Source organism: Paraburkholderia dinghuensis, from assembly GCF_003837865.1.
Taxonomy (GTDB): Bacteria; Pseudomonadota; Gammaproteobacteria; order Burkholderiales; family Burkholderiaceae; genus Paraburkholderia; species Paraburkholderia dinghuensis.
The window spans coordinates 1-13456 of sequence record NZ_RQIS01000008.1 but is presented as its reverse complement, the minus strand read 5'-3'; the positions used below and the strand labels follow the sequence as shown (position 1 = coordinate 13456).

At 62.6% G+C, this 13456-nt stretch carries 11 protein-coding genes and 1 pseudogene; 7 read left to right on the top strand and 5 right to left on the bottom strand.

The features are described from left to right. From nrdD to D1Y85_RS12320, 3 genes are all read left to right on the top strand, one after another. A complete protein-coding gene (gene nrdD, locus D1Y85_RS12330; protein ID WP_124151350.1) occupies positions 1-1785 on the top strand; it encodes an anaerobic ribonucleoside-triphosphate reductase in 1785 nt (594 codons plus the stop codon). Between the two features lie 368 nt (positions 1786-2153). Beyond that, positions 2154-4325 (top strand): catalase/peroxidase HPI, encoded by a 2172-nt coding sequence (katG, locus tag D1Y85_RS12325; protein WP_124151349.1) that lies wholly within the window; start codon positions 2154-2156, stop codon positions 4323-4325. Positions 4326-4622: 297 nt separating this feature from the next. Beyond that, positions 4623-5369 (top strand): SIR2 family NAD-dependent protein deacylase, encoded by a 747-nt coding sequence (locus D1Y85_RS12320; RefSeq protein ID WP_246024894.1) that lies wholly within the window; start codon positions 4623-4625, stop codon positions 5367-5369. A 511-nt stretch (positions 5370-5880) separates the two neighbouring features. Here D1Y85_RS12320 and D1Y85_RS12315 read toward each other — a convergent pair. Next, positions 5881-6828 carry a DMT family transporter gene (locus D1Y85_RS12315; protein ID WP_124151348.1) on the bottom strand — a complete coding sequence of 316 codons (948 nt, stop codon included), beginning with the start codon at positions 6826-6828 and terminating at the stop codon, positions 5881-5883. 284 nt (positions 6829-7112) lie between these two features. Here D1Y85_RS12315 and D1Y85_RS12310 point away from each other — a divergent pair, with 284 nt between their 5' ends. Further along, positions 7113-7331, top strand: a complete 219-nt coding sequence (locus D1Y85_RS12310) for a hypothetical protein (protein WP_124151347.1) — start codon at positions 7113-7115, stop codon at positions 7329-7331. Between the two features lie 100 nt (positions 7332-7431). On the opposite strand, the gene D1Y85_RS12305 is transcribed toward D1Y85_RS12310, so the two are convergent. Then, complete coding sequence (locus tag D1Y85_RS12305; protein ID WP_124151346.1) at positions 7432-7722, bottom strand: hypothetical protein; 291 nt, start codon at positions 7720-7722, stop codon at positions 7432-7434. Between the two features lie 90 nt (positions 7723-7812). Further along, positions 7813-8571, bottom strand: coding sequence for a Mut7-C RNAse domain-containing protein (locus D1Y85_RS12300; RefSeq protein WP_124151345.1), 759 nt, complete (start codon positions 8569-8571; stop codon positions 7813-7815). A gap of 92 nt (positions 8572-8663) precedes the next feature. Between D1Y85_RS12300 and D1Y85_RS12295 the strand changes: the two are divergent. Both D1Y85_RS12295 and D1Y85_RS12290 read left to right on the top strand, forming a co-directional pair. Continuing rightward, a pseudogene (locus tag D1Y85_RS12295) lies at positions 8664-9569 on the top strand (NAD(P)-dependent oxidoreductase); the annotation flags it as partial. A gap of 235 nt (positions 9570-9804) precedes the next feature. Then, positions 9805-10170 carry a response regulator gene (locus D1Y85_RS12290; protein ID WP_185218968.1) on the top strand — a complete coding sequence of 122 codons (366 nt, stop codon included), beginning with the start codon at positions 9805-9807 and terminating at the stop codon, positions 10168-10170. Between the two features lie 291 nt (positions 10171-10461). On the opposite strand, the gene argC is transcribed toward D1Y85_RS12290, so the two are convergent. Together argC and D1Y85_RS12280 are read right to left on the bottom strand one after the other, a co-directional pair. Beyond that, entirely contained in the window at positions 10462-11409 is a 948-nt protein-coding gene (gene argC, locus D1Y85_RS12285; protein WP_124151342.1) for an N-acetyl-gamma-glutamyl-phosphate reductase, read from the bottom strand. Between the two features lie 325 nt (positions 11410-11734). Then, positions 11735-12325, bottom strand: coding sequence for a YbhB/YbcL family Raf kinase inhibitor-like protein (locus tag D1Y85_RS12280; protein ID WP_124151341.1), 591 nt, complete (start codon positions 12323-12325; stop codon positions 11735-11737). 275 nt (positions 12326-12600) lie between these two features. On the opposite strand from D1Y85_RS12280, the gene D1Y85_RS12275 reads away from it, so the two are divergent. Then, positions 12601-13314 (top strand): response regulator, encoded by a 714-nt coding sequence (locus tag D1Y85_RS12275; protein ID WP_124151340.1) that lies wholly within the window; start codon positions 12601-12603, stop codon positions 13312-13314. Positions 13315-13456: the final 142 nt, after the last annotated feature.

Here is a 13456-nt window from a genome sequence, read left to right as displayed (position 1 = left end):
ATGTTTACACAACTGACCGGCACCCAGGTGGACCAAAAACTGGATTTCCTGCGGCACTATGCGGAAGCGGCTACGGCCGCCGATGGCGCAGCACTGGACGCCAACGCCAACGTGCAGGACAAGAACATCGCGACGCTGGAAGCCGAGTTGCACAAGGATTTCAATATCCAGATCAACCGGCGCCTGATAAGCCAGGAGATCTCGGCGATGTTTGGCGATGAACTGGCCGAAGAGTACATCAGGCAAATTACGGATCACGAAATATATGTGCATGACGAGACATCGCTGCGGCCCTATTGCGTGTCCGTGAGCATGTATCCGCTGCTGCTCGATGGTCTGACCAAGCTGGGTGGTGAGTCGAAGGCGCCGAAACACATCGAATCGTTCTGCGGCACCTTCATCAATTTCGTGTTCGCTGTGAGCGCGCAGTTTGCGGGTGCAGTCGCAACCGTCGAATTTCTCCTTTACTTCGACTACTTCTGCCGCAAGGACTATGGCGACGATTACCTGAACACGCATCGCTCGCGGGTCGAAAACCACTTGCAGCACGTCGTGTACGCGCTGAACCAGCCGGCCGCCGCTCGCGGTTACCAGAGTGTGTTCTGGAACATCTCGCTGTACGACCAGCCGTACTTCGAAAGCATGTTCGGCACGTTTGTTTTCCCGGATATGAGCGCGCCGCAATGGGAAAGCATCAGCGGTCTGCAACGGTTCTTCATGGACTGGTTCAATCAGGAACGCACGAAAGCTGTGCTTACGTTCCCGGTCGTTACGGCCGCCATGCTGGTGAAAGACGGTCAACCGGTGGATCAAACGTTTGCACGAGACTGCGCGCGTTCGATGAGCGAGGGCAATAGCTTCTTCGTCTACATGAGCGAATCGGCGGATAGCCTGGCCAGTTGCTGCCGGCTGCGCAACGAATTCACGGATACGGAATTCAGCTACACACTGGGTGCCGGTGGTGTCTCTACCGGGTCGCTGAACGTCATCACGCTGAACATGAACCGGCTGGTGCAGGACAAGCGCGACCTCGCGACTGAAATTCGCAAGATCCAGCGCTATCAGTTGGCTCATCGCAAGCTGATGGAGAAGTATCAGGCGGCTGGCATGCTGCCCGTCTACGACGCCGGGTTCATTTCGATGGACAAGCAGTATCTGACCATCGGCATCAACGGCATGGTGGAAGCTGCCGAGTCCCTCGGGCTGGAAATTGGCCCCAATGAGGCATACATCGGCTTCGTGCAAAAGCAGCTCAAGGTGATTTACGACCTGAACCGGGCAGCGCATGCCGAGTTTGGCCACCGCTTCAATACCGAGTTCGTTCCGGCTGAAAATCTGGGTCCGAAGAACGCGAAATGGGATCGGGCGGCGGGCTACAAGGTGACCCGCGACTGCTACAACTCGTACTTCTATGTGGTCGAGGATCTCGAGACCAACGCACTCGACAAGTTCCAGCTGCATGGCAAGGAGGTCATCCAGTACCTCGATGGCGGTTCGGCGCTGCACCTGAATCTGGATGAGCGACTGACCGAAGCGGGGTATTTGAAGCTGTTCGGCGTCGCCGCGCGTACGGGCTGCAACTACTGGTGTGTCAACGTGAAGACCACGATCTGTAACGATTGCGGTCATATCGACAAGAAGACTCGCCACGAGTGCGAGAACTGCGGCAGTCGCAATGTCGACTTTGCAACACGCATCATCGGCTATCTGAAGCGGGTGTCCAGTTTTAGCCAGCCGCGCCGCTTTGAGGAGAAGCTGCGGCACTACCACCGTAAAGCTGCTTAACGGCTTCGCTCCTCACGACAACACGCTGTTTCGCACAATCAGGAAAGCCCCTTTCGCCACAGCGCGGGAGGGGCTTTCTGTCGTGTGCTCTTACTTTCTGATTTCCATCCGGACCTTGCGGGCGCTCCATCGCGCAGCACGATCCGATATGCGGTGGCTACCGGGAATGTGCTGCCTGAACTTGCTGCTGGCGGCCGGATCAATCGTTCTCTGGGCCAGCGCCTGACAGGCACGGGGGGCAATCGGTGCCATAGCGCATTTCAAATATACGTACGACGGCGTTCCGCTATTCTTTGTTGACTGCCCGTGCCCGCAAGCGATGCATGTAGCTGGCGCGGCACCGTGACCATCCACGAAGTGAGGAAACGATGTCAGCCGAATCCAAATGCCCTTTTACCGGCCACGCTTCGCCTGCCAGCCAGGCCGCCGGTAGCGGTACGACCAACCAGCATTGGTGGCCGAATCAACTGCGCGTCGACCTGCTCAACCAGCACTCCGAAAAATCGGACCCGCTGGGGCGCAAGTTCAACTACCGCGAAGAATTCAGGAAGCTCGACTACGAAGCCCTCAAGGCCGACCTGCGCACACTCATGACCGACTCGCAGGACTGGTGGCCTGCCGACTTCGGTCACTACGGCCCGCTATTCATCCGCATGGCCTGGCACGCTGCCGGCACCTACCGCACGGGCGACGGCCGTGGCGGCGCCGGCCGGGGCCAGCAGCGTTTCGCGCCGCTGAACTCGTGGCCTGACAACGTCAGTCTCGACAAGGCGCGCCGCCTGTTGTGGCCGATCAAGCAGAAGTACGGCCAGAAGATTTCGTGGGGTGACCTGATGATCCTGAGCGGCAACGTCGCGCTCGAAACGATGGGGTTCCGCACCTTCGGTTTCGGCGCCGGCCGCGAGGATACGTGGGAACCGGACCAGGACGTCTACTGGGGCGCCGAGACGACCTGGCTCGCGCCGACCAACAATCCCCACAGCCGCTACTCGGGCGAGCGCGATCTCGACAACCCGCTCGCCGCGGTGCAGATGGGCCTGATCTACGTGAATCCGGAAGGTCCGGACGGCAATGGCGATCCGGTCTCGGCGGCGGTCGACATCCGCGAGACCTTCGCGCGCATGGCGATGGACGACGAAGAAACGGTCGCGCTGATCGCCGGCGGTCACACGTTCGGCAAGACGCACGGCGCCGGCCCGGCAAGCAATGTGGGAGAGGCTGTCGAAGCCGCGCCGCTCGAAGCGCAGGGTCTCGGCTGGGCCAGCACGTTCGGCTCGGGCAGGGGGATCGACGCAATCACCAGCGGCATCGAAGTCACGTGGACGCAAACGCCCGCGCAATGGAGCAACTACTTCTTCGAAAACCTGTTCAAGTACGAATGGGTGCAGGAGAAGAGCCCCGCCGGCGCAATCCAGTGGGTGGCCAAGGACGCCGATGCAGTCGTCCCGGGGCCGACGGCCGACGCGCCCAAACGCAGGCCGACCATGCTCACGACCGACTTGTCGCTGCGCATCGACCCGGCCTACGAGAAGATCTCGCGCCGCTTCCTGAACAATCCGCAGGCGTTCGCCGAAGCCTTTGCGCGCGCCTGGTACAAGCTGACCCACCGCGACATGGGCCCGAAAGCACGCTACATGGGCCCTGAAGTGCCGCGTGAAGATCTGTTGTGGCAGGATCCGCTGCCGGCGGCGACGCACAAGCCGGGCGACGCCGATATCGCCGATCTGAAGGCGAAGATCGCCGCGTCGGGCCTGTCGGCTTCGGAGCTGGTTGCGGTAGCGTGGGCGTCGGCCTCGACGTTCCGCGGTTCCGACAAGCGCGGCGGCGCCAACGGCGCGCGCATCCGCCTCGCGCCGCAGAACGACTGGGCAGTCAACCAGCCGGTCCGCAGTACGCTGGCGAAGCTGGAAGCCATCCAGAAGGCTTCGGGCAAGGCCTCGCTCGCCGATGTGATCGTGCTGGCGGGCAGTGTCGGCATCGAGATGGCCGCCAGGGCAGCGGGCGTCACCGTCACGGTGCCGTTTGCGGCGGGCCGCGTCGATGCCACCGCCGAGCAGACCGACCCCATTGCGATGGCCGTACTCGAGCCGGTCGCCGATGGCTTCCGCAACTTCGAGAAGGGCCAGCAACCGGTTCCAGCCGAAGCCCTTCTGATCGATAAGGCTCAACAGCTGACACTGACCGCTCCGGAGATGACCGTGCTGACTGGCGGCCTGCGCGCCATCAACATCAATGCCGATGGCAGCAAGCATGGCGTGTTCACGAAAACGCCGGGCGCACTGACCAACGACTTCTTCGTCAATCTGCTCGACATGAGCACGGAGTGGAGACCGGCCGGCGATATCTACGAAGGTCACGACCGCAAGACGGGCGAGGCCAGGTGGACCGGCACCCGTGCGGACCTCGTGTTCGGTTCGAACTCGGTCCTGCGCGCGCTGGCCGAGGTATACGCCAGTGCAGACGGCAAGGAGCGCTTCGTCAGCGACTTCGTGGCCGCGTGGGTCAAGGTGATGAACCTCGATCGCTTCGATCTGGCGTGACGCGCCGTTGCTGAACACAGTAGGCAAAGCCGGAGGTTTGCGCCTCCGGCTTTTTTTTTCGGATCTGCCGGACGTGCCTCACCTCCACGCATCGCCGATGCAAGGCACAAGTTTTTCATCGAAGCGAGGGATGTCATCTCGTTAAGCAAGAGACGGTCGCATCAGGAATCGCAAATCGATTCGCACCCCAATAGATATTGCCCCTGGGACGATGAGCAAGGACAAAAGTGCTGTCCGTCTCGCTGCCCGAAGCGCAATGCAGCGTCATAATGTCGCCGATCCAACAAGGAGACGAAATTGGCCGAACTGCAACAACGGCGTATGCCCCGCATGTACGTATTTTCGGGGGCAGGCCTCTCGGCGGAAAGCGGAATTTCGACGTTCCGCACGGGCGACGGCATCTGGTCACGCGACAGCATCGACGAGGTATGCAACTACCTGACCTGGCGCCGTAACCGGCCGGCGGTGTTCCGCTTCTACAACGAGCGTCTTGCCGAGTACGGGGACGCGCGCCCCAACGACGCGCACCGGTTGCTGGCCGAATGGCAGGATACGTGGGGTACGGAACGCGTGCATCTCGTCACGCAGAATATCGACGACTTGCTGGAGCAGGCGGGCGCGCGTCAGGTTACGCACCTGCACGGCGACATGGTCACCCTCCTGTGCACCGATTGCGAACACCGTTTTCCGATGAGCGGCGGGAAACTCGATCCGCAGACGGTATGTCCTTCGTGCGGCCACGCGGACGGCGTGAAGCCCGGCGTGGTGTTTTTCAACGAGGCGGCGCCCGAATACGAGACGCTGTGGCGCATTCAGTCGGCGATGATGCCGGACGATTTGTTCATCGCCATCGGCACCGCGTTCGAGGTGATTCCGCCGGAGCGGCTGCTGCCGCGCGAACGCTTCGGGCGGTACAAACGCAATTTCATCGTCGATCCGGTGCCGCGCCGAATCGAGTGCTTCGGTGTGGTGGAGGCCAATCTGGCGACGGCCGGCTTACGCAATCTCGCCTCTACCGTCGACCTGTTGATGTCGGGCGCCTAGTCTGCGCCGGACATGAACATCGCGAAGCAGATCGTCGGCTATCTGAAGTCGCGCGCGCTCGTGCTGGCGAGCGTGTAGACCTGCACGGCCGGGCGGATTGCGTCGATGCTCGCCGACGCGCCGGGCGCCACGGATTGTCTTGATTTCGGGCTTATCGTGCATTTCACGATCGCTGAACGGTCCCGCCTTATCTCTATTTAAAGTTCAATCTATATATATGTAGTAGCAGTTAACAAGGGCGACCGTTCGCTGTGGACAACGCCGAAAATGCCTGTCGGTTCAGGTCATTGCGAAACGGATAGCCGTGCGGGAAAACCCTGAATCCACAGCGGACTTCGAGGATAACTTTTGACGCGTCGACGCAAGTGAGCCAGTTATCAAGAAACGGTCCACAGCGCGTTCGCCAGGTCGTCCCCAGCTTGTCCAGAAGCGCGTGTGGACAACGCTGTGCACGGCGGTCGCCGATCCTCGTGGCCAGTTCCATTAAGGGGGGCCACCGAAAAATATGTCGTCAGGCCGGTTCGGCCGGTTGCGGGTGTGTTTCGCGTTCGGCGCGAAATAGCCCTGCGGGAAGCAGCTGGCACGCGAGGAGGCCGGCCAGCATCAGCGCACAGCCGACGAGCGCGCGCGGCGTGAGCGTCTCGCCGAGCACGGCCCAGCCCGCGAGCGCAGCGAACACACCTTCCATGCTGAAGATAACGGCGGCATGCGCGGGCGCCGCATCCCGCTGGGCGACGACCTGGATCGTGTAGCCGACACCCACTGAAAGTGCGCCGCCATAGAGGATCGTGGGCGCGGCGCGCAGGAGGCTCGCAAGCTGCACGGGCTCGCACGCAAGGCCAATGGCGAGGCAGACGACTCCGCACGTGACGAACTGCATGACAGATAGCACGAGCGGATCATGGCGCGGCGCGTAGTGCCCCACGAGCATCACCTGGACCGAGATCACGAGCGCGCAGCCGAGCTGATACCAGTCGCCGTACAGGATCGAGAAATGCTCGTTGATGCTCAGCAGATAGAGTCCGATCACAGCCAGCACGGCGCCTAGCCACGTGCCGGGACCGGTGCGGTGGCGCAGCAGCACGCCGATCAGCGGCACGAGGATCACGTAGAGCGAGCTGATGAAGCCCGCGTTGGCGATCTTCGTATAGCCGAGGCCGATCTGCTGCAGCGAAATCGCCACAGCGAGCAGCAGGCCGAGCAGGGCGCCGGAGCGCACGAGCGCGGCATTGAAGAGCGGCGGTTGCGGGACGCCCTGGGTGCGTCGCGCGGACTGGCGTCGCACGAACACGAGCGTGGAGACGACCGCAGCGCCGAGCAGGAAGCGCAGGCCGGTGAACAGGAACGGACCGATGGCATCGAGGCTCAGTCGTTGAGCGACAAAGGCCGAGCCCCAGATCATGGCGGCGGCCAGCATGAGCAGATTGGCGCGCAGGTGTTGGCGGGAGGCGGATTTCAAGCTGATTTCTCTTTCTTCGAGGACTGACGCGGCACCATTTTCTGGGCAACGGTGTCAGCGCGTGGGCGCTGGCGTGGTGCGCACGGATCTCGATCGTATCCGAATTGAAAGCAGATTGTCTTCCGGTAAATACACCGTCCCCTTTTACGGATGACAAACGTCCGATCGCTACGCAATACTTACTGTTCTCGCGTGAGCGCCCGCCGGAGTCGGCGAGCGGGCGGTTTCGCGCGGTCTTGATGCACCACGCGCCGACTCAATCTGTCAGTTTTGGGGATTATTGAATGAAGAAGATGATTGCCTCGCTCGTCACCGCCTCGGTGGCACTGATTTCGGTTCAGGCCTTCGCTCAAGCGACGGAAGCCGCACCGGCCTCGCCGGCTGCTGCGGCTCCGGCGAAGGCCAAGAAGGAGCACAAGCAACTCAAGCACCACGGCAAGCGCGCTGCCGTCGAGGAAGCCGCGTCGGCGGCGGGCACGGCTGACAAGGGGCAGCCGAACTAAGTCGCGCGAGATCGCGCCGCGCGTGGCCACAACGTCGGGCGCCGCGGATCCAGGAAAAAGCCAGAGCGGATGCTCTGGCTTTTTTTTATCGTCGTGAGCGTTACGACGCGTCGCGCGCGAGGCCTGCTTCGATCAACTCGGTCACGAGGCCGTTCAGGCCGCCGGGGTGGCTCTCGGCACGCGACTTCAACTGAGCGACCAGATCGGCGTTGAGCTTGCATGCGAACGGTACGAGCCCCTGCGCCTGATCGAGCTTGCGGCGCTCGCGGCGGTCCAGCGTTGGGGACGCTGCCGCCGAGCCTTTGCCGAAGCGCTCGGGCCCCGACTGGTTCGTCGATTGCATCAGTTTCAGCGCCTTGTTCTTCTCAAGGTCGAATTTCTTCATGGCCATGCTGTCGGCTCCGGTGTTAGGCATTGGCGCGCATTGTACGCATTCGACCGGGCGCGTCCATCGCGCTCGCACTTTGCTGTGGGTTTCGTTTCATGTTTCCGCGGCCGGCGCGGCCTGCGTGACGACGTCCATCAGCGCGCGCATGCGCTGCCAGTGCGAGCCCTCCCAGAACACGCGACGGCAGACGTCGCAGGTGACGAAGCGGGTCTGACGCTCGAACACGCCCTCCGGGACGCGTGCGCGCACCTCGCCGCGTTCGATTGATCGCAGCGGCGCGTTGCACGAAAGGCAGAGCCGGAAGGGCCGCGCGCTCGCGGCCAGGTCGAGCCGTTCGAAGATCTCGTGCAACTGCGCGCGTGGCTTGAGTGCGCGCACGTAGCAGCCATGCGTAATGGTGCGGCGTTTGAGCAGTTCGCGATCGCGCGTGAGCACGATGCGATGTTCAGCGGCGGCGAGCGCTTCGATTTCGTCGTCGGGGTAGTTGTTGTCGTAGAGCGTGTCGAAGCCCGCGAGACGCAGTAACTGCGCGAGGCCGCCCAGATGGGCGTCTGCGACGAAGCGCAACTCGCGCAGCGGCGCTGCGCGCACGCGCAGCAGCGACCGGATATCGAGCGCCTCGAATTTGGGGTAGACGGCGACGCGGTCTCCGTCGGCCAGCGGATGTTCGAAGCCCACCGATTCACCGTTCACGAGGATCAGCTCGACTTCGGTGTGCGGCACGCCGAGCGCTTCGATCATGTGCTTCGCGGTGGCGTTGCGTGCGCACGCGCAACTGAATTCGCGACGGCGCAGCGGCCGCGCAAGGAAGTCGTTCAGCTCCTCGTAGAAGCGGAAAGTGGCGGTAACCATGCGGCCAGTATCGCACTGACGGGACGCCGGTGCGCCGGATCGCTGCAGTCCACCGTCGCGTGTGATTTACTGCCGGTTCTCAACACGAAACACGATGCACGAAGGAGCATGCGATGGATATCGGATTTATCGGCCTCGGCGATATGGGCAGCGCGATTGCCGCGAATCTGCTGAAGGCGGGACATCGGGTGCGGGTCTGGAACCGGACGCCAGAACGCGCGCAGCCGCTCGTCGCGGCTGGTGCACAGGTGGTCGCCACACCCGCCGACGCGTTCGCGGGCGACGCTGTCCTGTCGATGCTGGCCGATGATGCGGCGGTGCGTGACGTCGTCGACGCGGCCCTGCTCGAAGCGGCGCCGCGCGACATCGTTCACGTGAACATGGCGACGATCTCGGTCGCGCTCGCGGCGCAACTCACGCGCGAGCATGCCGAACGCGGCCTGCACTATGTGGCGGCACCGGTGCTTGGCCGCCCGGACGCCGCGCGGGCCGCGAAACTCACGATCGTCGCGGCGGGCGCTTCGGTTGCTATCGACCGTGTGCAGCCGCTTCTCGACGCTGTCGGGCAGAAAACCTGGCGCATCGGCGCGCTTCCGCAACAGGCGAACGTGATGAAGCTGGCCGCGAATTTCATGCTGGCGTCGGCGGTGGAGACGCTCGGTGAGGCGGCGGCGCTGCTCGCGGGCCATGGTGTCGGGATGCGCGACTTTCTCGACGTCGTGACGGGCGGGCCGTTCCCGGGGCCGGTGTACTCGGGCTACGGCGCGATGATCGCGGAACGGCGCTACGAACCGGCGCTTTTCAAGGCACGACTTGGGCTCAAGGACGTGCGACTCGCGCTCGCGGCGGCGGACGAGGTGTCAGCGCCGATGCCCGTGGCGAGCGTCGTGCGCGACAGCCTGATCGAGGCGGTTGCACACGGCGACGGGGAGCGCGATTTCGCGGTGCTCGGGCGGGTTGCGGCACGGCGCGCCGGGCAGACAGCGGGCGATGCATAGACGTGAGACGATTGGAATCGTCTGGCCGAACGTACAGGGGATCCATGCTTCGGCCGCATCGCAATCCTCATATGAGTGCTCGGTGTCGCACTATGTGGGCTGTCGTGGAGCGGCACAATGGCAAACATCTCGCCGGGTGGCGTCGTGAGGCGGGAGGAATCTGGCCTTGCAGCTCGCCGGAGCGAACGGAACAGGGCATGGGTCGAATGACAACCACAATCGCGGGAGAGGGCGGGTGGATACGCGCATCCTGATCGCCGATAACGACGAACAATCACTGACGGGGCTCGGCACGCTGCTCACCGACCTCGATTACGCCATCGCCGTGGCGCGAACGCTGGACGACGCGGCGCTGGCGGCCGCGCGCTTTGTACCGGACGTGGCGATCGTCGCGCTGTCGTTGCTGGAGGACGACCCCGCAACGATCGTGCACCGCCTGCGCGACGCGTGCGGCGCGCATATGCCGCTGCTCATTGCGCTGACGGGCTGGGGCGAGATCCGTCGCCGCGACGAGGCGCTGGCGGCGGGCTTCGATGTCCATCTGGTCCGCCCCGTGGGGCTCGATCAGCTTACGTTCATTCTCTCAATGAGCGGCCGGTAGGACGTCGTCGGGACATTTGTTGCAAGAAAGCGACATCCGGGTCCGTACTACTTTACATGTTGCATTGCACCACGTTTGTCGATATACTTGTTCCTGTCTCCTCCATGTCTCCTCTGATATGGATTCAGCCCGCCAACTTGGCGGGCTTTTTTTCGTCCGTACGTTTCGTGTACGCGGTGCGTGTGTTTCGACCCTGAAAGCGCGCATAAAAAACCGGCTCCGAGTGAACTGCACCCCAAGAGCCGGTTTTGCTTTGCACTGCCGGGAGCGAGCCCCCAAACGCAATGCCGATCAGCGTTTCAGGCCGGTTTCTTCCGGCGCGCCGATGGCGAGGTTCATGCACTGGATCGCCGCACCCGAGGCGCCCTTGCCCAGATTGTCGAGGCGAGCGAGCGTCACGAATTGCTCATCGTTGCCGAACACGAACAGGTCGACGCGGTTCGTGTCGTTGTTCGCCTGGACGTCGAAGGCACCGTTGTCGAGATTTTCGTCGGCGTTGAATGGTGCCACGCGCACGAACTGCTCGCCCGCATAGTATTCGGCGAAGAGCGCCTGCAGGTCCTGTGGCTTCGCACGGCGCGCGAGCTGCTTCGGCGAGAAATAGGTCGTGACCGCGAGGCCCTTGTAGAACGGACCGACGATCGGCGTAAACACCGGCGCGGACGAAAGACCGCCGTGCGCGGCCATCTCCGGCAGGTGCTTGTGCGTGAGTCCGAGCGCGTAGGGGCGCGGGCTCATCAGCTTCGCGTTGTCGCCTGCTTCGTACTCCGCAATCATCTTCTTGCCGCCGCCGCTGTAGCCCGTCAGCGAATAAGCATGCGCGGCGAAATCGGGTGCGACGAGCCCGGCCTCGACGAGCGGGCGCATGGCGAGGACGAACGCCGAAGCGTGGCAGCCCGGCACGGCGATGCGCTTCGCAGTGCGCACGCGCTCACGCTGCGCGCGGGTGAGTTCGGGCAGGCCGTAGGCCCAGTCGGGGCTCGTGCGAAACGCAGTGCTTGCATCGATCAGCACCGTGCGCTCATTCTCGACCAGCGACGCCGATTCGCGCGAAGCGACATCGGGCAGGCAGAGGAACGTGACATCCGAGGCGTTGATGAGGCGACGGCGTTCCGCGACGTCCTTGCGCTTTGCTTCGTCGATACGCAGGATCTCGACGTCGGCGCGCGCTGACAGGTATTCGAAAATCTTCAGGCCGGTCGTGCCTTCCTGTCCGTCGACAAAAACTTTCGTGCTCATCTCAATCTCTCTGAACGCGGGGATTACGGGATGCTGACGCAACGGGGCTGACCCGTCCGGCGCCGGAACGGTATTTTAGAACTGGATAAGCCTGAACGTGCGGGCCGTGCCGGAAAAAATTGGGATTTTCCCGGACGGGACGGAAGGGCCGAGTCGCGTGCCCGGTGTGCGCGCTGTTTCGAGCGTGCAGGCAGGCGACGCAACGCGCGGCGTCGCCGATCCTGGCGAATTCCGCGGCGCCCTCGCGCGCTCCGGCCCGCATTGGACCCAGCGGCTGACTGACTGCTTGTGATGCAATCGCGAACGCCCGCAGGCAAGAGGCCGTTCAGCGTCCATACGTGACCGTGATTTGCGCGGTGCCGAGTGCTGACCCCGTTATTTCGTGGTCGAACATCGCCGCTGGGCGGCCTGGTGGGAGTCCGAGCCTGTCGACGCGGAGCGCGTACACCGTGACCACGTAGCGATGGGGCTTGCCGGCGGGTGGACATGGACCACCGTAGCCGTCGGTACTGAAGTCGTTGCGCGCCTCGACGGCGCCGACCGACTTCACCGCACCCGATGCACTCGCGTTCTCGGGAAGTGTCGTCACGCCTGCCGGAATGTCGGCGACCGCCCAGTGCCACCAGCCGCGGCCGGGCGCGTCGGGATCGAACATCGTGACGGCGAAACTGCGCGTGCCTGCCGGCGCGTTTCGCCACGTCAGTTGCGGCGAGCGGTTGCCTCCGTCACAACCTGCCTCGTTGAAGACCTGTGCTGTGTTGACACGCCCGCCGTCGTGGAATGTCGTGCTAGAAAGGGAAAACATCTCGCCTGCGTAAGTGATGTCGTTTGCATGAGCGACGAGTGTCAGTGCCGCACAACGCAAGACGAGCTGAAGGCAGCTTGAACGCGGCTGGCTGGTTTGGACATGGACCATTGATCAGGTCTCCTGCATGCATTGGCGTTATACACTGCACACAATCATCTGACGGGACATTTCGAATTGTGTTCCTGATCGGAGTTGATTCAATATAGCGGTATTTAGAAATAACGCTTCGTTTCACTGATCATGGCGCGTCGATGGAAATCCGCTATCATCGCGTGCTCCCCTGGTTGCCAATCTGGACAACTTGTTGTGCCAGGCTTTCACGTGCTCAATGTGCGAGGGTGACATGTATCGGAAGAGAGACGGATAGCTTTCACGGAGGGGTAATGCAGCAGCAAATCAGGGTCGTGGTTGCCGACGATCATCCGGTTATTTTGTTTGGCGCGGAGAGCGCGCTTCTCAAGTTTCCGGGTATTCAGGTCGTCGCGCGTGCGCGCCAGTCCACCGAACTGGTCAAGGTGCTGCAAACGACTCCGTGCGACGTGCTCGTCACTGACCTCGCCATGCCGGGCGGGCAGTACGGCGACGGTTTGCCGCTTGTCGGCTATCTGCGTCGGAATTTTCCTGGCATCCCGATCGTCGTCCTGACGATGCTCGAAAATCCCGCGCTGCTCAAGCGGTTGCGCGAACTGGGTGCAATTGGCGTTGTACACAAATCGGACGACCTGAGTCACATCGGCCTCGCGATTCAGCATGTGAGCCGCAAGCTCGAATACCTGAGTCCGCAGGTCAAAGTCGCCCTTGACTCATTGCGCCTGAACAACGGCGGCAAGAACGACGAGGTGATTCTTTCCAAACGCGAACTGGAGGTGGTGCGGCTGTTCGTTTCCGGTCTGACCATCAAGGAGATTTCGGAGAAACTGAACCGCAGCATCAAGACGATCAGCACACAGAAGAACACCGCGATGCGCAAGTTGGGGCTCGATCGCGATTCCGAGCTGTTCCAGTATGCGCAGAGCAATGGGCTCCTGAATCTTTCTTCGCACGTCGTCGACGAATCGGGTGCGGCCGAGCCGAGCGCCGACGCAATGAACGACTGACAGCGATTCGTCGCGCATAAAAAAGCCCTCTGTCCGCAGGACAGAGGGCTTTTGTTTGGTTCATCGCAGGAAACCGTGGAGCTTTAGGGAGCGATTGCGTACTCTGAGCTGACTTTATGGAGGTCAGGAGGCAGAGTTGCTC